The 19935-nt window shown below is 65.3% G+C and carries 13 protein-coding genes; 2 read left to right on the top strand and 11 right to left on the bottom strand.

The features are described from left to right. From SR3_RS15135 to SR3_RS15090, 10 genes are all read right to left on the bottom strand, one after another. Positions 1–204: FecR/PupR family sigma factor regulator (locus tag SR3_RS15135; RefSeq protein ID WP_245653937.1), on the bottom strand; the 204-nt coding region annotated here is incomplete at its 3' end. Positions 205–312: 108 nt separating this feature from the next. Continuing rightward, the gene (locus SR3_RS15130) at positions 313–894 is read right to left on the bottom strand and encodes an RNA polymerase sigma factor (protein ID WP_068087675.1); all 582 of its coding nucleotides are present in this window, start codon (positions 892–894) and stop codon (positions 313–315) included. 71 nt (positions 895–965) lie between these two features. Next, entirely contained in the window at positions 966–1898 is a 933-nt protein-coding gene (locus SR3_RS15125) for an ROK family protein (protein ID WP_068087671.1), read from the bottom strand. Beyond that, entirely contained in the window at positions 1895–5050 is a 3156-nt protein-coding gene (locus SR3_RS15120) for a glycoside hydrolase family 2 TIM barrel-domain containing protein (RefSeq protein ID WP_068087668.1), read from the bottom strand. The genes SR3_RS15125 and SR3_RS15120 overlap by 4 nt, the downstream gene beginning before the upstream one ends. Next, on the bottom strand, positions 5047–6408 hold the full coding sequence (locus SR3_RS15115) for a family 43 glycosylhydrolase (RefSeq protein ID WP_157098874.1): 1362 nt from the start codon (positions 6406–6408) through the stop codon (positions 5047–5049). The genes SR3_RS15120 and SR3_RS15115 overlap by 4 nt, the downstream gene beginning before the upstream one ends. Beyond that, entirely contained in the window at positions 6405–7805 is a 1401-nt protein-coding gene (locus SR3_RS15110; protein WP_084455594.1) for a sugar porter family MFS transporter, read from the bottom strand. Before SR3_RS15110 ends, SR3_RS15115 begins: the two co-directional genes overlap by 4 nt. Beyond that, on the bottom strand, positions 7741–10533 hold the full coding sequence (locus SR3_RS15105; protein ID WP_068087662.1) for a TonB-dependent receptor plug domain-containing protein: 2793 nt from the start codon (positions 10531–10533) through the stop codon (positions 7741–7743). The genes SR3_RS15110 and SR3_RS15105 overlap by 65 nt, the downstream gene beginning before the upstream one ends. Positions 10534–10564: 31 nt before the next feature. Then, positions 10565–11671: a mannonate dehydratase gene (locus tag SR3_RS15100; protein WP_218018832.1), complete on the bottom strand. Its 1107-nt coding sequence runs from the start codon at positions 11669–11671 to the stop codon at positions 10565–10567. Between the two features lie 230 nt (positions 11672–11901). Continuing rightward, complete coding sequence (locus SR3_RS15095) at positions 11902–13080, bottom strand: ROK family transcriptional regulator (RefSeq protein WP_068087655.1); 1179 nt, start codon at positions 13078–13080, stop codon at positions 11902–11904. A gap of 69 nt (positions 13081–13149) precedes the next feature. Continuing rightward, complete coding sequence (locus tag SR3_RS15090; RefSeq protein WP_245653936.1) at positions 13150–14040, bottom strand: AraC family transcriptional regulator; 891 nt, start codon at positions 14038–14040, stop codon at positions 13150–13152. 189 nt (positions 14041–14229) lie between these two features. On the opposite strand from SR3_RS15090, the gene SR3_RS15085 reads away from it, so the two are divergent. Further along, entirely contained in the window at positions 14230–15198 is a 969-nt protein-coding gene (locus tag SR3_RS15085) for an SDR family NAD(P)-dependent oxidoreductase (RefSeq protein ID WP_068087709.1), read from the top strand. Between the two features lie 25 nt (positions 15199–15223). Here the strand turns inward: SR3_RS15085 and SR3_RS15080 are convergent, their stop codons facing one another. Continuing rightward, the gene (locus SR3_RS15080; protein ID WP_157098873.1) at positions 15224–17341 is read right to left on the bottom strand and encodes a methyl-accepting chemotaxis protein; all 2118 of its coding nucleotides are present in this window, start codon (positions 17339–17341) and stop codon (positions 15224–15226) included. A 283-nt stretch (positions 17342–17624) separates the two neighbouring features. On the opposite strand from SR3_RS15080, the gene SR3_RS15075 reads away from it, so the two are divergent. After that, on the top strand, positions 17625–19910 hold the full coding sequence (locus SR3_RS15075; RefSeq protein ID WP_068087646.1) for a TonB-dependent receptor: 2286 nt from the start codon (positions 17625–17627) through the stop codon (positions 19908–19910). Positions 19911–19935 lie beyond the last annotated feature (25 nt).

The following is a 19935-nucleotide window of genomic DNA, read 5'->3' as shown; positions in this document are numbered from 1 at the left end:
CAGGCGGCCCGCCGCATCCCACGCCGCCAGTGCGCGGGCAAAGGCCAGAGCATGGCGCGGATCGGCGCGCCGCCAGTGCTGGAAGGCCTTGTCGTCCAGCGTGCCAAGCTGATGGCGCGCCAGCCAGAGCGCGGCCTGAGCGGCGACCGGATCCCCCATCGACTCTGGCATCAGCTCTGAAAAATCGTCATTTTTCCGCGTCAACGGATCTCTCTTTCATGGCTTGCCCAGAGCATGGACGATTGAGGCGCCGCAAACCGCCAAATCCTCTCCCGCCCGGAGCAAGATTTCCGGCGATGCGCGCGGATCGCGCTAACCGCCCGCCGCGCTATCGCGCCCGGGCGCATCCTGCAAGGGTGGTTCGCCATGGTGCTGCTGCCTCCATGGGGCCATGGCGCAGGTCAGCAGATGGATCGCGCGCGCCAGACGCTTTTCCAGCGTGGAGAGGCTGACGTCCAGCGCCTCGGCAATGGCGCGCGGGGGCTGATCTTCCAGACGGCGGCGCACGAAAACCTCGCGGCAGCGCTCGGGCAGCGCGCCCAAGGCATGCTGGAAATGGGCCAGCGCCTCGCGATCCTCGGCGATGCGCTGCTGATCCGGGGCATCGTCGGCCAGATCGATCTGATCGACCTCGCTCAGCTGGCGGAAATCGACGATGCGGGCGCGGCGCATCCGCTCGATCGCCATATTGCGCATGATCCGCAGCATATAGGCCTGCGGCGCAGCGATGGCGCTCCACCCCTCAATGGTCAGCATGCGGGCCAGCACGTCCTGCACCAGATCGCGCGCATCCTCGGGATCGCGGCACAAGCGCTGGGCCGCGGCCAGCAGGCGGCCCTCACAGGGGAGAACCTCCTCGATAAACCAGCGGTCGATGGGACGGATGACGGACACGGTTCCTCGCGAACAGAAGAGTCGCGTTCCGGTAGGCGCGCAGCATGTCAGTTCCGTGAAACGGGCCGCCCTTATCGTACCGCCTGTCGTTCAGCCTCCGCGCATGCCAAAACGCGGGCAGGCAGCGCGGTGTCGGCCAGCGCCAGCGTGCCCAGCGGCCCGGCATCCCCCCCAAGCGCGGCGGGCACGACCAGCGCGGCGATCTCCGCCTCGCCCAGCGAAGGCAGATAGCCGCCCAGTTTTCCCGCGATCCTGCCGCGCACCAGCGGCAGCAGATGCGGGCGCCCCAGCCCCACGCCACCGCCGATCACGATCCGCTCGCAGGAGAGGGTCAGCATCAGGGTCGCGATGCCCTCGGCCAGCGCATCGGTCACCGGCAGCCACGCCGGATGATCCTCGGGCAGCAGATCCGCCGTCATGCCCGCGCGCGCCGCGATGGCGGGGCCCGATGCCAGACCTTCGAGGCAATCGCCATGGAAAGAGCAAACCCCGGCGAACCTGTCCCCCGGCAGGCGGCGCACGCGCAGATGCCCCGCCTCGGGATGCATGCGGCCCGTCACGGGCTGGCCCCCGGCGATCACCCCCATGCCGATGCCGGTGCCGATGGTGATGTAGGCGATATCGCTCAAACCCCGCGCCGCGCCCCAGCGCTGCTCGGCCAGAGCGGCGGCGGTGACATCGGTGTGCAGCGCGACCGGCACCGGCATGGCGGCGCTCAGGATGCCCAGCACATCCGCGCCCGACCAGCCGGCCTTGGGCGTGGGCAGCATATGACCATGCGCGCCGTGGCGGGCATTCAGCGCAATGGGGCCAAAGCTGGCTATGCCCAGCGCCTCGGGGCGAAAGGTTGCATGCCATGCGGCAAGCTGACCGGCCACGGCGCCCAGCGTGGCTTCGGGCGTGGTGGTGGGAAAGGTGATGCGTTCGACGATCTCTTGCCCGCGTCCGATCACGGCGATGGTCTTGGTGCCCCCCAGTTCCACGCCCGCGCGAAAGCCGTTCATGGCGTGACGCCCTCCGGATACAGGGTGAAGCTGAAGCGGCGCTCGTCCGGCTTGACGCGATAGGGCGCCAAGGGCTGGCCGTGCGAGTCCCAGGTGGTGTCGCCCCCCAGACCCATCTGCACGGCATCCACCAGCAGGGTCACATGATCGCGGGGCACGATATCGCTGCTTCTGGCCTCGCCGATCGGGCGGCGGCGCAGGTCTTCGTAAGGGAAGGCCAGCACGTTCATCGTCAGCGGCGTGGGCCCGCCGACACGCAGGCCGGGGCCTCCGCCCGAGAGCGCCATCCAGCGCACATCGCTCTTGGTGCCCGTATCCTGAGGGCGGATGAAATCGTGATGCTGGTCGGCGATGGCGCCGCTCCACAGGCCCACCATCGCGCCGCTCTTGCGGTCGGCATAGCTTTCCTGCGGGCCGCGGCCATACCATTGCACCGTCTGGAAGCGGCTGGGCATGGCAAAAGACAGACCGATGCGCATCGGATCGGGCAGGCCGGATTTCAGCGGCATAAAGTGCCCCTCCACCGCCACGCTGCCGTCGCCCATCATCGTGTAGCGCGTTTCGAACCGCGCCGCGCCCTCGCCAAGACCGTAGCGGATGGTGATGCTCTGGCCCTTCTGTTCGGCGGCTTCCACCTTGCGGCTTTGCGACATGGCTTCCCATGGCGCGGCAGCCTTGGCGGTGCCGGTGCCCAGATCATTGTCGGTGGGCATGCGGAAGAAGTTGGGCGCGCCGCCGCTCAGCACCGCCGCGCCCTTGACCGTATAGCTGGCGATCAGGCCGGTGTTGCGGTCGATGGAGAGGGTTGCGCCCGCTGCCGAGAGCGTCAGGCCCTTCGCCACGACCGCCCCTTTGGGGGGCAGCGGGAGGGTCGGGATGGTCTGGCCATAGGCGAACTGATCCCAGCCCACCACATGGTCGGCGGGCTCATAGGCCGGGTGAGACGCGGCATCGAAGGCGCGGATGGTGATCATATACTCCGCGCCCGGCTTGCGGGGGATGGCGGGCAGGGTCAGCGCGAAGGTTTCGGCGCCGCGTGCCGGGGTCTTCAACGTGGGGACCGCGCCATGGGCGATGCCGACGCCATCCTGCGTGATCTCCCAGTCGAAACGATAGGCCGAAAGGTCGCGGAAATCATTGCGGTTGGTGACGGTGAAACGCCCCGCCGCCGCATCCTGCGCGGCAAACTGCACCGGCGCATAGACCTTGGCCACCTCGAAGAGCTGCGGATTGGGCGTGCGGTCCGATTGCAGCAAACCGTCGCCGAACTCCACATCGCCGCCGGGGTTGGGACCATATTGCCCGCCATCGCCCCAATAGCGGCGACCGTCTTTCGTATAGCGATACATGGATTGTTCGACCCAATCCCAGATAAAGCCGCCCTGCAGACGGTCGGGATGGGCATAGATCGCGTCCCAGTCATCCTTGAAGCCGCCGCCCGAATTGCCCTGCATATGGGCATATTCGCATTGGATCAGCGGCTGCTTGAACTCGGTATGCCGCGCGTAATCCAGCATCTGCGCGATGGAGTGATACATCGGCGCATAGATATCGGCATAGGCGTTGGGGCGGTGATCCTGAGTCCCCGAATGGCCGAGGAAGGAGATCAGCCGCGTCGGGTCCATGGCGCGGGCGGCGGCGGCGGCCTTCTCGAAATTCGGGCCGATGCCGGTTTCATTGCCCAGCGACCAGAAGATGATCGAGGGATGGTTCTTGTCCCGCGCGACCATGTTGGTGACTCGCGAGACATGCGCCGCCTCCCATGCCGGATCGTAGCCCAGCAGATAGGCTTCCTGCTTGTCGGGATGCTTGTTGGCGGTGGAGAGATAGCCGTGGCTCTCGATGTTGGCCTCGTCCATCACATAAAGGCCAAGTTCGTCGGCCAGCGCGTAAAGGCGCTCATCATTGGGGTAATGCGAGGTGCGCAGGGCGTTGATGTTGCTCAGCTTCATCAACTCCAGATCGCGGCGCATCGAGGCTTCGGAGATGACGTGAAAGGTCTCCGGGTCATGCTCGTGCCGGTTGACGCCGCGAATGGTGATCGGCTTGCCGTTGACGGTGACCAGCCCGTTCGCGATCGCCACGGTGCGGAAGCCGATGCGCTGGGCGCTGGCCTGCACCACCTGCCCCTTCGCATCGACCAGTTCGAGCAGCAGCGTGTAGAGATTGGGGGTTTCGGCGCTCCAGCCGCGGATGGCGGGCAGGCTGGCGGTGATGGTCTGCTGGCTTCCCTGCACCGGGGTGGAGCGGGTGAGCAGCACCGCATCGCCATCCTTGACGGTGGCGCGGAGGGCCATGCCCTTGGCGGGGGCGGTGGTCTGGAAGGCGATGTCCAGCGTGCCGTCGCGATAATCGTTGGCAAGGCCTGCCTTGACGAAGAAGTCGGCAATCCGCGCGCGCGGCTGGGCGATCAGATAGACCGAACGCTCGATGCCCGAAACGCGCCAGAAGTCCTGATCCTCGATATAGCTGCCATCGGACCAGCGGTAGACCTGGATCGAGACGCTGTTCTTGCCGGGGCGCAGATAGCGCGAGATGGCGAATTCGGAGGGGAGCTTGCTGTCCTCGCTGTAGCCCACCTTCTGGCCATTGACCCAGACGTAATAGGCCGATCCCGCCGCGCCGATATGCAGCACCACATCGCTGTTCTTCCAGTCGCCGGGCACGGTGAAATCGCGGCGGTAGGAGCCGACCGGATTGGTGGCATGCGGAATCAGCGGGCGGTTGGCCGGGAAAGGATAGGTGATGTTGTTGTAGCGCGGCTGGTCATAGCCCTCGGCCTGCCAGTCGGCGGGCACCTTGATCTCCTTCCAGCCGGAGACATCGAAGTCGCTTTTGAAAAAGCCCTGAGGCGTGGCGTCCGCCGAGGGCGAGAAGGCGAATTTCCACAAGCCGTCCAGCGACCGATAGCGCGCCGAAGCGGCCATTTTGCCATCCAGCGCCTGCTGCGCGCTTCCATAAGGGAAAGCGGTGGCGCGGGCGGGCAGCTTGCCGATGGCGAAGACCGCCGGGTTCTCCCAATCCGGGCGCGCCGCATCGATCTGCGGCTGGATCGGCAAGGGCAGATCGGGCGATCCGGCCGTCGCGGTCAAAGGCAAGGCAGCGGTGCCGCACAGCAGGAAAGGCAGGGCGGACAGGGCGCGGCGCTTCATGGGAAAGTCCATTCCAGAATGCTGGGGGTGTTGTCGAAGGTCAGGCGCACAAAGCGGGTCTTGGCCATGGCGGGCAAAGCGATAGGCGAACCGCTGGCGGTGATGGCGCCGCCGATGCTGCGCCAATGTTGCGCATCATCGGAAAGCTGGATGGTGAAACGCAGAGGCTGGCTCGGGCGGGCCGGGCGTAATTGGCTGGCGCCGATGCGGCGCGATGCCCCGAGGTCTGCTTGCAGCCATGAGCGAGTGCCGGGTGCGGCCTGCCAGCCCGTGGCATAATTGTCATCCGCCGCCTTGGCCGCCTGATGAAGCGGGTCGCGCGCGGAGGAGGCGGTCAGCCGAACCGGGCGGCCAGCGGCACGATGCGCGGCGGTACCGGGCACATCGGCGCCCTCATGGGTTGGTTTCACCGGAAGTATGCGGTCGCCAGTAATGGTCAGCGCGTCCACCGCGACCTGGCGCAGCACCTCGTCGCCCTCGCGCGGGAAAGGCAGGGCCTGGCGGTGGTAGAGGATGAAATCCCGCCCGCCCTCACGGAAGATGGCGTGATGGCCGGGGCTGATGATCTGGCTCGCCGGATTAGTGGCCAGCAGGGGCTTGTCCTCCGGCTCGTGGAAGGGTCCGAAGGGGGTGTCGCCCACCGCATAGCGCAGCTGATAGCTGTCCTTGGTGGTGTTGCCCCAGCTTGAGGTCAGAAAATAGCGCCCGTTCCGCTTGAGCATGAAGGGGCCTTCGAAATAATGCTCGGGCGTGATGTCGCGCACCGCGCCGTCGAATGTCACCATGTCGGGCTTCAGCTTGACCACGAAGCAGTGCCCGTTGACCCAGTTCAGACCCGATCCCCAGTAGAGATAGGCCTGCCCGTCATCGTCGATAAAGGCCTCGGCATCGATCATGTGGAAGCCGGGGCGGAAATTGCGCGGGATCAGCGGCTTGCCGCCATTGGCATCGCGCCACGGCCCGGCAGGGTGATCGGCGGTGCCGACCCACACCTCATTGCCGACCGAGACATACATCCAGAAATGCCCGTCACGCCCCCGCACCACCGATGGCGCCCAGACCCCGGATTTGCCCGAGGTGGGGCTGGTGGCCGCCGCTTTCGTGGGCCAGTTGGGCGTGGCGAAGGTCCAGTCGCGGAAATTGCGTGAGCGCCACAGGCCCAGCTTGCCCTCTCCCCATGGGTCGATGGTGGCGTAGATAAACCACTCGCCCTTATCGTGAACGATGGACGGGTCTGCGAAATAGCCCGGCAGCAGCGGGTTGCGCGCATGCTCCGCAAAGGGATCGGGATTGGAGGGCGCGGCGGCGGCCGCCGCGCTGGAAAAGCCCAGCAACAGGGTCGCCGCCAAGCGGATCACAGCCCGGTTCCCAAAGCTTCGAGCGAGCGCTGCTTGGTCTCGGGGAAGAACAGCAGCACCACCACGAACTGCGCCGCCATGCAGGCCGCAAAGAAAATGAAAGGCAGGCCCTTCATATGCTGCGCCACCAGAGGGAAGGCCGTGGCGATCACCGCATCCATAAACCAGTGGGTCGAGGAGCCGAGGCTCTGGCCGCGGGCGCGCACGTCGCTGGGGAAGATCTCGCTGATATAGACCCAGATCACCGCGCCCTGGCTGAAGGCGAAGAAAGCGATGAACATGATGAGCAGCGGCAGCAGCAGCTCCTGATGCGTGTTCGACATGAACACCGCCGCCACGCCCGCCAGCGCGATGGTCACGCCCACCGCGCCCACCAGCAGCAGCGTCTTGCGCCCGAAGCGGTCGATCACGGTCAGGGCCAGAGCGGTGAAGATCAGGTTGCAGGCGCCGATCACAATGGCCTGTCGGTCGGCGGACACGCTGTCGAAACCGGCGGCGGCGAAGATGTTGTTGAGGTAATAGAGGATCGCATTGATCCCCGAGAACTGGTTGAAGGAGGCAATGCCAAAGGCCAGCAGGATCGGGCGGCGATGGCGGGCCCAGCTCAGGCGCGGGGCGGCGGTGGCCGCCTCTGCACGGGCGTAGCTGGCCACTTCGGCATCGGGGTCGGAACTGCCCAGCGATTGAAGCACGTCGCGCGCCTCACCGGTGCGGCCCTTGGCGGTCAGCCAGCGCGGGCTGTCTGGGATGGTGAACATCATGGCCAGCAGCACCAGCGCCGGAATGCCCGTGACGGCGAATTTCACATGCCAGTCCAGCGCGCCCAGTTGCAGCGATGTCACCACCGCATTGCTGAGATAGGCCACCAGAATGCCCAGCACCACATTGAGCTGGAAGGCCCCCACCAGCATGCCGCGCCTATCCGTGGGCGCGATCTCCGCGATATAGACCGGCGCCAGCACCGAGGATGCACCCACCGCCAGCCCCGCCAGCACGCGGAACAGGATCAGCGATCCCAGATTCCACGCGAGGAAGCAGCCCACCGCCGAAGCCAGATACAGCATGGCGATAAAAATCAGTGACGTGCGGGCGCCATAACGGTCGCCCGGCACGCCCGCCAGCAGCGCGCCGGCCAGCGTGCCCCACAGCGCGCTGGACACGGTGATGCCCAGCCCCGCCGCATCGAGCGAGAAAGCGGCACGAATACCCTCCGTGGTGCCCGCGATCACGGCCGTATCAAAGCCGAACAGCAGGCCGGCGAGCGCGCCCACCGCCACGCCCCGGATCAAAAGTGCATTCATATCCCGACTCCCCGTCCCGTTTATCGCATCATCAATAGGTGAAACGGACGCCAACGCGATAGGTGCGACCGATCGTATCGAAATCGTTCTGCACATTCACGACGTAGGGGTTCACCATCTGGTTGAACAGATTGGTGATCGAGAGATACGTTTCCCACTTCACCGCGCCGGGAATGCGCGCGGTCAGGCGCGTATCGACCAGCAGCTGGCCATGGAAGGAGCGCTGCGGCAGATCGGTGGCCGCCGTGGTCTTGTCATAGAAGCCGCCGCCGATGAAACGGCCCTGGGCGAACAGCGAGAAGTTGCCGATGTCCAGATTGGTCTGCTGCGTCATGCGCCAATGCGGGGCGACACCGATCTGCCCGGCCAGATCGACCGGCTTCACGCCCGGGGTGATTTGCATATAGCGGTCGATGTAATTGCCCAGCAGGCGCAGTGAAAGCTTGGCATCATTGGCCAGCCAGCGCGCATTGCCGCGATAGCCCAGCTCGAAATCCAGACCGCGCGTCTTGAAGGCGGCAAGATTCTGGGTGACGATGTTCACCTGCGTCAGCGTGCCTGCCGCATTGCGCTGGATCAGCGCACAACTGGCGGCGCTGCCGTTGGAGCAATCCAGCAGTTCCTGCGCCGCCGAAAGCGAGGTGATCGCGCCCTTGATGTTGATGTCATAGACATCGACGGAGGCATTGAACCCGCGCAGGAACGACGGCGAATAGATAAAGCCGAAAGTGGTGGTATCGGCCATTTCGGGGCGCAGATTGGCGTTACCCAGCGTCAGCGTGCGCACATTCGATGCGGTGGTGCCTGTCAGCGGATCGAACAGCTGGCCATTGTAGGCGCTGGTGCCGCGCTGATAGAGTTCATACAGGCTGGGCGCGCGGATGTCGCGCGAGCGTGTGCCGCGCAGGCGCAGATCGCTGACGATCTGCCAGCTGAGGCCAGCCTTCCAGGCGGTGACCGCACCGCTGGTGCTGTAATCGGTGCGGCGCACCGCGCCGTTGAAATCCAGCGACTTGAACAGCGTCACATCGCGCAGCAGCGGCACCTCCAGTTCGAGGAAAGCCTCCTTCACATTGACCGCGCCGCGCTGCGCCTTGGCATTGCCGACGCGATAGGCGCCATCGGCATTGGTGATGGGGTTGAAGGCTTCGGACAGCGCATCGACCGTCTGGTTGAAGTCCTGCTTGCGGTATTCCACGCCCGCCGCAAAGCCCAGATCGCCCGCCCACAGCTTGACAGGCTTGCCTGCCACCGAGGCCGAGGCGACATATTCGTGGAAGACCTGCACCGAGGAGTTGGTGCCCGTCACATAGTTCAGCGCCGCATTCGACACCTGATTGGTGCCGAAGACATTCACCGGCACGCAGCCGTTGCCGGGGTTGGTCAGGCTGGAACGGCACACGATCTGGCCGGTCGAGGGGCTGACCACCGCATCGGCTGCATTGACGTAATTGGCCTGAATAAGGTCGTTCTTCAGATCGAGATTGCGCTTGTTCCGCGAAATCTCGCCATAGACGTTCCACTTGAGGCCCGAGAAGACGCTGCCCTCGGCCCCGAACACGCCGCGCAGGGTGCGCTGACGCACATTCACATCGGTGCGCGGCAGATCGAGGTCGTAACGGCCCATCGTCACGGTGGAAACACCCGCCGTCGCCATCTGCGCGCGCAGGGCTGCGGGCATATAGGCATTGTCATTGCGCAAGGTCAGCGCGGTGCTGCCGATCTGATTGCTGTAGGAGCCGACCTGATATTCGTTAAAGACATCGCCATAATTGCCCTCGGCAAAGACGGTCAGATTGTCATTCACATCGAAGCTGGCGCGGGTGTAGAGGATCTTCTTGTCCAGCTTGGCGACCAGCGGCGCGAATTGGGGATTGACCCCCGAACCGCCCACCATCGTCGAACCCGTGACCTGCGAGCCATAGGTGAAGGGCACGGGATTGCCATTGGCGTCGAAGGTGGTCCCGCGCAGCGCCGTGGGGCCGGTGATCAGGCCGCCGAAAGCCGCATTGGAAACGCGCACATTGCAGGCGAAATCGCGCGCCGTGGCCGAGCCGGAAGGCAGCGAGATCGGCTGGCAGCTGGCCGCCGAATAGGGGCGGTTGACGCGATCGTCCACGCCGTCATTGTGGAAATATTCGCCGCTGACGATGAAGTGGCCACGGCCTCCGGCGAACTTCGTGCCATAGGAAAGATCAGCCTTGCGCTCGGGATTGTCGCCATAGGTGGTGACGCCGCCCTGCACGCCGCCCGTCAGCCCCGTGAACTTCTTGTTGATGATGAAGTTCACCACGCCCGCAACCGCATCCGAACCATAGGCCGCCGAGGCGCCGCCGGTGACGACTTCCACCCGCTCGACCAAAGCCTGCGGGAAGAGGTTGGTATCGACCTGGCCGCTGCCATCATTGGGAATGAAGCGCTTGCCGTCGAACAGCGTCAGCGTGCGGGTCGAGCCCAGATTGCGCAGGTTGAGATAGGCCCCGCCCTGCCCGCTGGAGGTCTGCGCCCCGCGCGGCCCCGCCGAGGCGCTGAGCGCCGGCAACTGGCGCAAGGCGTCGCCGATGGTGGTGGGTGATGCGGCGGAAAGCTGCGCGGCAGACGAGACCGTCACCGGCGTCGGCGCGCTGAAACCATTGGCGGGAATGCGGCTGCCGGTGACGACGATACCCTCGTCGCCACCGGTGGACGCGGGCGCGGTTTCAGGCGCCGGGGCCTGTTGCCCGGTCGGCGCCGGTTCAGCAGGGGTGGTCTGCGCCAAGGCGCTGGCAGAGATCGTCAGGGCGAGCGCCGAGGCGCCGCCCAGCATGGCGGTACGATAAAACATGGAAAAGTCCCCTCCCCTGGGGTTGGCAATGTCAGGTCAGACGTTGAGCCGATTGCAGCAGGCCACGGATGTAACCATAGCAGAACGCGAAATTTTCAAGCCTTTGGCGCTTGGCCTCGGCGGGATCGTCCATGCCGGGGACGTGATCGGACATGATCATGCCGTCATAGCCGACCTCGGCATAGGTTTGCAGCGCGCGGACCATATCGACCGAGCCTTCATCGGGAAAGCTCTCATGGAAATGGTCACGCCCGCCCACGATGTTGCGGAAATGGACGTTGAAGATCTTCTTGCGCAGCCCGAAATAACGGATCACATCGAAGATCTGGGTGGCAGGATCGGTCAGGTTTTCGCTGATGGTGCCCTGACAGAAGTTCAGGCCGTGATAAGGGCTTTCCTCGATCGAGATCAGGCGCTTCAACCCGTCGACCGTGCCCAGCACACGGTCGATCCCCTGATAGCCGGCAGGTGAAACGCCCGGATCTTGCGGATGGCAGGCAATGCGCACCCTGGTCTCATTGGCGACCGGCACGATGGCTTTCAGGAAATAGGTGATCCGCTCCCAAAAATGTTCGGCATCGACCACACCCGCGCGCGTCAGCGGCCTGGCGGGATGCGCCTTGGCCAGATCCCATTCCGCATAGGTGGCATCCCCCCGCCCCGGCACCGTGCCGGTGCGCAGCACGCCCAGCAGGCTCATATTGTACTTCACGGCGGGGATGCCGACCTCGGCGCAGTTGCGCAGGGTCTTGGCGAAAGCCTCGATATCGCGGTCGCGTTCGGGGCTGTTGGCCAGCATGATGGCGGGATGCGCTTCGCGGTCGATATGGCTGGAGGGCAGCAGTTCGGGCTCCAGCATATCCAGCTTGAGCCCGTGCTTCTCGGCCATCTTTTTCAGCGTCGCGAGTTCATCGACGGTGGGATAGCTCCGCCCATCGGCCACCTTGGCGCGGGCGCTGATGTTGGTGACGCCATAGCGCGCGAAAAAGGCGAAATGCTCATCATCGGAGGGCATGCTCTGGCAGCCCAGCTTCATGGTGTAGGCCAGCCGCCTGGGGGCAGAGGCCACCGCACGCCGCGACACCGCCGCCGGGGCGCTGCCGCCCGCCGCCAGCGCGGCGACGCCGCCTGCGATCACAAAACCCCTTCGATTCATGCCTCTAGCCCCATTTCTTTATCGCATATGCGCCCATGAACCGCACGCCATGCCGCGCAGCGATCCACCCCATCTTAAATCCGACAATTCACAGGCAAGCCGGAATAGTCCGATTAATTATTAAAAATGATTGCGAGATTCAACCCCATATCGTCCAATGCGAAATTGGTATCGATCCATGTGGGCGCGCTATCGCTGGCGGGAGGAAAATCTCAGGAAACCGGCGCTGCCCCGCCTTCAGCCGGCAGCAACAGATCGCCAAAAGCCAGCAGCGCGCCGCCCACCGCTGCCGCATCCTCCGCCAGCGCCGCGATCCGCACCGGGGCCAGCGTGGGCATATCGCCCGCACGTGCATCCAATTCGCGCTGCGTTTGTCCGATCAATCGCTGCAACACAGGCATCGGCAAACGCCCTCCGAACAACACGGCTTGCGGGTTCAGCAGGCAATTCACCGCGATCAGCGGCTCGACCAGCGCCCTAGCCGAACGCGCGATCCAGCGCTCCAGCGTGCCTGCCAGCGCGGGATCGTCCAGCGCGCGGATCGCCTCCTCGCCATGGCCGTCGGCCACCAAAAACGCGGACAGCCCCGCCAGCGACACGATCGACTGCAGCGGAATACGCCCACCATGCCCATCATCGATCAGCAGAAAGCCGATCTCTCCGCTGCGGCCATCGGCGCCGCGGTCGTAAAAGCCATTGGTCACCACACCGCCGCCCAGCGCGAAGGTGAGCAGCAGATGAAAAAACCGCGTCAGATTCTGCCCCAGCCCGAATTGCATCTCGCCGATTGCGGCGGCGGCGGCGTCATTTTCGACGGAGATCGGCAGCTTCACAAGGGGCGCCAGCAGATGCTCGACATCCACCGAGGACCAATCGTCGTGATCCGCCGGATAGCCGGGCAGCGAGAGAATGCCCAGATCGTCCGGCACTGCCACGCCCATGCCCACCAGGGCCTCGCGCCGCACCTGACCCTGCACCAGCAAAGCCTCGATATGCCGCGCCACAAAAGCCTCGACGTGATCGGGGCCGGGATAGACGTGGTGCTCGCTGATCCGCGCGCGCACGGTTCCGGCGAAATCCACCGCCACCAACGTCAGATGATCGCGGTCGATGTTGAGCCCGAGGGCAAAGGCCCCCTCGGCCCGCACCTCCAGCTGCACCGCCGGTTGCCCGCGCCCGCCGCGCAATTGCCCCACGCTGGAGAGCAGCCCCTCGTCCAGCAGCCGGTTGGTGATGTTGGTGACGGTGGCGGTCGTCAGCCCGGTGCGCGCCGCAATGCGCGAGCGGGTGATCGGCCCATCCGCGCGGATCACCTGCAACACCACCCGCGCATTATGGCGGCCGGCATGCTCGATGTTGGCGCCGGCCAGACGGGTTGCTCTCTCGATCATGGGAAGATTCGCTCCGGCAGGCTCATGAAAGACGGTTCATAAGCCCATGAATCGAAAGACGACAGCCCTCTAGATCAAGGCGCCGCCACGCCATGATCCGCCCTGCATCAACGCCGCATCGCGCGAAGGCGACAGGCCGAACTGCCGCGCATACTCTCGGCTGAACTGCGAGGCGCTTTCATAGCCCACGGCAAAAGCCGTGCGCGCTGCCTCCGCACTGGTCGAGAGCAGGCGGCGGGCGGTCTGCAGACGCAGGCTCTTCTGATATTGCAGCGGGCTCATGCCGGTCGCCGCCTTGAAATGGCGGTGGAAGGAGGGCACGCTCATCCCCGCGATGGTCGCCAACACCTCGGTGCGCAGGGGCTGGTCGAAATGCCGGCGGATATGCTCGATGACCTGACGGATGCGCGACAGCCGGCTGTCGGCCTGCGCCACCTGCCGCAGCATCGCGCCATGGCCGCCTTGCAGCAGGCGGTAAAGCACCGCGCGTTCGCGCGCCGCGCCCAGAACGGGAATGTCCTCTGGCCGGTCGAGCAGCGCCAGCAGCTGGTCCCAGGCCTCCAGCAGATCGCGCGTGACGGGCGCCACGCCAAAGGCTTCCGTGGGCTGCTGAGCGGAATCGGCAAAGCGGCCATCGACGGGAAGATCGGCCAGCAACGCCGCCAGCGCCTGATGATCGAGCGACAGGCAGGTGACCACATAAGGCCGTTCCGACGACGCCTGCGTCACCTGCCCCGTCACCGCCACATCCACCGTGGCGATAAAGCAGCTCGCCGCATCGTAGCGCAAGTGTCTGTCGCCGATCGTCGCCTCCTTGGCGCCTTGCAGCACAAGGCAGGCCATGGGCTGATAGACGCTGGTCACTGGCTGCCCGGTTTCCCGCAAGACGCACAGCCCCACACGCGGCACCGGGGTTTCCCAGCGCAGATCATCGGTATGGCGCTGCACGCGCCGGCACATGGAATCGAGCAAATCCTGCATGGAGCCAGACTTGGCCCCTTCCCCGCGCTTTGCAAGCAGCTTGAGAGGATCAGGCAAGCGATTGAGACGATCGGGCACCGGTTTGACCCGATGCCTCCCCAGATGGCGGGTACGGGCCGCTTGCCACCTCCCCCTTTCGGCAGCGCTCGCAAAGACATGGAGACGATCATGACGAATGCATTCGGAGCGACCTCGACCACCGATGATGTGCTTGCAGGTGTCGATCTGCGCGGCAAGCGCGTGTTGGTGACCGGCGCCTCGGCGGGGTTGGGCATCGAAACCTGCCGTGCTCTGGCCGCCCATGGCGCTGATGTGGTGGGCGCCGTGCGCGATCTGGCCAAGGGCGAAAACGCCACCGCCGCCGTGCGGGACGCCGCCCGGGCCGGTGGCGGCAGCTTTGAACTGGTGCAGCTCGATCTGGCCTCGCTGGCCAGCGTGCGGGCCTGCGCCGATGCGCTGAAGGCGGATGGCCGCCCCTTCGACATCGTCATCACCAATGCCGGGGTGATGGCGCCGCCCTTCGGCCAGACGGCGGATGGGTTCGAAACCCAGCTCGGCACCAACCATCTGGGGCATTTCCTGCTGGTCAATCGCATCGCCGGGCTTATCCGCGAGGGCGGACGTTTGGTGAGCCTGTCGTCCTCGGGCCATCGCCTGGCCGATGTCGATCTGGAAGATCCCCATTTCGAAACCACGCCCTATGATCCCTGGGTTGGTTACGGTCGGTCCAAAACCGCCAACATCCTCTTTGCCGTCGAGTTCGACCGTCGCCATCGCGGGCGTGGCCTGCGGGCCACGGCGGTCCATCCCGGCGTGATCTTCGAGACGGAACTCAGCCGCCATATGAATGAGGCCGATATTCAGGCCCTGGTCGGCTCGATAGAAACCTCGCTGGCCGAGGCTGGGTTGCCACCGCTGGTCGGCAAATCCATCCCTCAGGGCGCGGCGACCTCGGTGTGGAGCGGCGTGGTCGCCCCGGCCGATCAGGTCGGCGCGCATTATTGCGAGGATTGCCATGTCGCCCAGCTTGACGATCAGCCGGGCATCCGCGCCGGGGTACGCCCCTATGCGCTGGATGAAACCCGCGCCCAAGCCCTCTGGGCGCTGAGCGAGAAACTGGTGGGCGAAACCTTCTAAAGCATGCTGGCGCTGGCTGCCCGGATCAGGCAGCCAGCGAACGGCCCGAACCGAGGGCCACCGCATGCTGATGGGCGATCCGGAACTGCTCGACCTGCTCGGCCAGATCGCCCGCCAATTGCGAGAGATTGTCCGCCGAGGCCGCGCATTCCTCCACCATGGCGGCGTTCTGGCGGGTGAAGCCGCCCATATGCTCCATGTTGGTGTTGACCGCGCCGACGCTGTCGAGCTGCTCCTCGCTGGCGGTGGAGATGCTTCTGGCCAGATCGCTGATCTCGCCCATGCGCGCGGTGATGCGGTCCAGCGCCTGATCCATGTGATCGACCAGCGCCACGCCGGTCTCCACCTGCTGCAGGCTGGCCCCGATCCGCGCCTTGATGTCCGATGCCGCCTGAGAGGCGCGCACCGCCAGCGCCCGCACCTCGCCCGCCACCACGGCAAAGCCCCGGCCCGCCTCACCCGCGCGCGCCGCCTCGACCCCGGCGTTGAGCGCCAGCAAATTGGTCTGGAAGGCGATGCCCTCGATCACCCGGATGATCTCGGTGATTTCCGAGGAGGAGCGCTGCATCGCCTGCATCGACTCCATCGCCTGCCGGATCACCGTGCCCCCGGCCTCGACCTCGCCGCGGAACTGGCCGATGACCTGCGCCGCCTGATGGGCCGAGCTGGTGGTCTGCTGGGCCTGCGCGTTGATGTCCTTCACCGCCTGAGTCATCTGGGCCAGCCCCAGCGCCTGCCGCTCGGTCCTTTCGGCCAGATCGCGCGAGGCCGAGCGGATCTCCGCCGAACCGACATTGACCGCCCCCGTGCTGTGCGACACTGCCGCGAAGGCCATGCCGACGCGCTGCATCGCCATGTTGAAATCACCCTGCACCTGCTGGAACACGCCGTCAAAGCGGCCCTCCAGCCGGGCGGTGAGATCACCTTCGGCCAGCCTTGCCAGACATTGCGCCAAGGCCGCCACGGCGCGGGCCTGCTCCTCCTCGTTCAGGCGTTTGGCGATGGCATTGTCACGGAAAACCCCCAGCGCGGCCTGCATCCGGGCGATCTCCTGCGTGTCGGTCATCGTTCGCGCCCGCACGGAGAGGTCACCCTCCGCCAACGCCGCCATATCCGCCTGCACCGCCGCCAGCGGCAGGCCCACCACCTGCTCCGCCGCGCCGCGCAATTGCCAGGCCAGCAGGCCGATCAGCACCAGCGCGCTCAGCAGCAGCAGCATCTGCGTGCGCCGCGCCGGAGCCATCACCGCCGCCATCGGCAGATCGACCAGCACCGCCCATTGCGCCTCGAAGCCAGGGAAGCGCACGGGCGCCTCGACCCGCATCACCGAGCCCAGAACCGGATCGTCGATGATGGCAAAGCCGCCGGTGCTCTTGGGCCCCGGCTTGCCCAGCAGCCGCTTGTCGGCGCTGTAAATGTAGAGGCGCGTGGCCGAGAGCAGCGAAATCCGCCCGCCAAACGGCACCTCGATGCGCCCCACCACCCCCTGCAGATCATCGAGCGCGCGATCACCGCCGATCACCGCCACCGCCTGCCCCCCTTCGATGACCGGCCATTCCACCGAGGTCATCAGCACCGAACGGTCGCCCACGATATAGGGGTAAGGCTCGATCAGGATCGGCTTGGGGCTGCGCAGCGATTGATAGTAAAAGTCAGAGGACGGGCCGCTCAGATAATCCTTCACCGGATCGAGGGCCAGCCCCCCTTTCGCGTCATGATGCCAATAGGGGATGAAGCGGCCCGTCTGGTCATGCGCCGGATCATGGATGAAATCCTTGTCATGCCCGTCGAAGGCATTGGGGCGCCAGATCGTCCATGTGCCCAGCATATCGGGATTGTCGGCCAGAGTGGCGCGCATGATCTCGCGGTAATAGGCGCGGTCGCGCAGGCCAGCCGCGCGGGCGGCCTTGAAGGCGGCCTGCTCGCCCGCGATCACCCCGATGGTCTGGCGGAATTCGGCGCGCACCTCGGCGGCGGCCTGCACCGCCACCACCTGGCTGACCTGCCGCGCCTGACGCCGGGCCGAAGCCTCGAAAATCACCGAAGTGACCAACAGCGACAGCGAAACGATCACCGCGATCACCACGGCGGCGCGCATGCTCAGTTTCGATGACAAGGTTTTAAGCCGTGGCTGGCCGGGCATGGGGCAGTCTCCTGCTCACCGTCATGACGGCTCTATGCAAAAATCCGGTGAGGAAAGGGATCAGGGATAAGCACATAGACCGATAAAGATTTCGCGGCATGTTCACCCGGCGGCAGAGCGATCCGTGAAGGCCTGACCTCGAAATACCCTTAGGGAATGGCGCGGGGCTTTCAGATTATCTGAAAGTGTCCTTGGTAGATCCGTAACGCGTCATGGTGAAGCGTGGGGTCAGGTGGCAGGAACAGGCAGGATCGGCAGCCCCGGGGTCAAGGCAGGGCAAGCTATGGCCTGCTGCCTGCCGCTGCTGGCAGGGCTGCTGTGCGCCGGGCGGGCCTGTGCCGAGGATGGCGCGGAGGTGCGGCCCGACATCGTCGTCACCGCCCAGCATCGCGAGCAAAAGCTGCAGGATGTCGGCATCGCCATCACCGCGCTGGGCGGGCCGGCGCTGGAAAGCATGGGGATCACCAGCGCCAGCGATCTGGTGCGCGCGGTGCCCACGCTCAAGCAGAACGCCTATTCCTCGGCGCAGGTGGTCTACAACATTCGCGGCGTCTCGCAGAACGATTACGGCGACCAGCAGGAGCCGCCCATCGCCGTCTATCAGGATGACAGCTACGCCAGTTCGATCAACGCCGCCAGCTTCCCCATCTTCGATCTGCAGCGCGTCGAGGTGCTGCGCGGGCCGCAAGGCACGCTGTTCGGGCGCAACGCCACCGGCGGGGCGATCCGCTTCGTCTCCACCCAGCCGACGGATCGTGCGGACGGCTATCTTACCCTGCAAACCGGACGCTATGGTCAGATTTTGACCGAAGGCGCATTCTCCGGCCCGATCACCGACAGGCTGACATTCCGCATCGCCGGCCAGCGCGAGCGCGATCATGGTTACCTGAAGAATTATTATCAGGGCTATGGCGCGCTGGGGGCCAACAACCATTATGCCCTGCGCGGCATTCTGGCCTGGGATGCCGCCGACTGGCTCAAAGCCAATCTAACCTTGCGTTACCTGCGTGCCCCCAGGGAGCGGCAGGGCGGCAATTACACACTGACCGCCGCCTGCCCGAATGCGCAATTGCAGGGCGTCTATCTCGGCGCGGACGAGACCTGCGCCTATTGGGCGGGCAATGGTCTGGCGGGGCCGGGCACCACCGCGACCGGCCATCGCATTGACGCCATCGAGCCCAATTTCGGCGGCGCCATCTACAACACATGGCGCACCTCGGGCCGGAATTACACCGACCGCCAGTTGTTCGGATCGACGCTCAAGCTGGAGGCCGCACTAGGCGCCTTCAACCTAACCGCGATCACCGACTATCAGGCGAGCAGCAAGCGCTATATCGAGGATCCCTATCCCGATCCCGGCGTGCTGTTCATGCAGGAATCCCATCTGCATCAAGGGTCCGAGGAAGTGCGGCTGGCGGCTCGTCTCGGACGTCACCAACTGATGGCCGGAGCCTATGCCATGGTGTTGGATGGCCGTTATTACGGACAGTATGCCACGGTGTCCAATGACTATTTCCCCAATGCCTATTTCTCCCAGAACATGCGCTCCTTCGCCTTTTTCGCGCAAGACGAATGGCGGCTAACAGACACGCTCAAGCTGGTGGGCGGGTTGCGCTACTGGAACGATCGCAAACGAGGCGCCTACACCGCCTCTGAAGCCTTGACCGGGGTTGGCCTCACCTTCGATGCCAGTCAAATCGGCTACAGCAGCTTTGGCGTGCCCCAGCCCTCGGACGGCATCACCCTGACGCCCGCCGACACCACGCAAACCTATCGAGGGCTGACAGCGCGCGCTCAGCTGGAGTACAAACCCAATACGCGCATGCTGTTCTACGCCAGCTTCAACCGCGGATCGAAGAGCGGCGGCTTCACCTTCCCGATCAGCACCCCCCTGCCCGGCGATGAGGCCGCTTCACTCAACGGCATCCCCTACCGGCCCGAAACGCTCGACGCCTATGAGCTGGGCGCGAAACTGACGCTGCCGGGCCATTCCAGCCTGAACCTTGCGGCCTTCTCCTACGATTACCGGAACTATCAGGCCTTTGCGCAACTGGGCCTGATCCAGACGGTGCTGAACCTGCCCGCCCGCTCCAAAGGCCTGGAGGCCGAATTTCAGACAGACCCTCTGCGCGGCCTGCACCTTGAAGCCAGCACCGCCTTCCTCAGCACCCATGTCAGCAATGTGACCTTGCCCGACAGCATCACCGTGGTCGGCCATGACCTGCCTCAGGCGCCGGGCTTTTCGGGCTTCGCGCTGGCGCGCTACACCTTCGCCCTCGGCAGCTTCAAACCCTCGCTTCAGGCCGATGTGATGCATTCGGGAGGCTTCTGCTTCACCGTCCTGTGCGCCCCCGTCGAGCGTGAGGACGCCTACACGGTCGCCAATCTGCGGATCGGCCTCACCCTGCCCGGCGACCGCTGGGATCTCGCCGCTTTCATCAACAACATCAACGATGCTCACTATCGCAGCTATGCGCTGGACCAGTCGATCTATGACGGCGAAGTGCTGAGCGTCTACGCCCGCCCGCGCACATGGGGCCTGCGCGCCACGATGCGCTTCAAGCCCTAGCTTGTCGCCAGATACGTAAAAACGC

The sequence above is a fragment of the Novosphingobium rosa NBRC 15208 genome (genome assembly GCF_001598555.1).
In the GTDB taxonomy this organism is placed as follows: domain Bacteria; phylum Pseudomonadota; class Alphaproteobacteria; order Sphingomonadales; family Sphingomonadaceae; genus Novosphingobium; species Novosphingobium rosa.
Note: the sequence above shows the minus strand (reverse complement) of the source record. Positions and strands in the feature narration are given on the sequence as shown.

Bases quoted from the DNA above. Each gene is read 5' to 3' on its own strand.
- SR3_RS15090 (WP_245653936.1), bottom strand. From the start codon at position 14,040: ATGTGCCGGCGCGTGCAGCGCCATACCGATGATCTGCGCTGGGAAACC.
- SR3_RS15120 (WP_068087668.1), bottom strand. From the start codon at position 5,050: ATGAAGCGCCGCGCCCTGTCCGCCCTGCCTTTCCTGCTGTGCGGCACC.
- SR3_RS15125 (WP_068087671.1), bottom strand. From the start codon at position 1,898: ATGAACGGCTTTCGCGCGGGCGTGGAACTGGGGGGCACCAAGACCATC.
- SR3_RS15095 (WP_068087655.1), bottom strand. From the start codon at position 13,080: ATGATCGAGAGAGCAACCCGTCTGGCCGGCGCCAACATCGAGCATGCC.
- SR3_RS15105 (WP_068087662.1), bottom strand. From the start codon at position 10,533: ATGTTTTATCGTACCGCCATGCTGGGCGGCGCCTCGGCGCTCGCCCTG.
- SR3_RS15080 (WP_157098873.1), bottom strand. From the start codon at position 17,341: ATGCCCGGCCAGCCACGGCTTAAAACCTTGTCATCGAAACTGAGCATG.
- SR3_RS15110 (WP_084455594.1), bottom strand. From the start codon at position 7,805: ATGTGCAGAACGATTTCGATACGATCGGTCGCACCTATCGCGTTGGCG.
- SR3_RS15075 (WP_068087646.1), top strand. From the start codon at position 17,625: ATGGCCTGCTGCCTGCCGCTGCTGGCAGGGCTGCTGTGCGCCGGGCGG.
- SR3_RS15085 (WP_068087709.1), top strand. From the start codon at position 14,230: ATGACGAATGCATTCGGAGCGACCTCGACCACCGATGATGTGCTTGCA.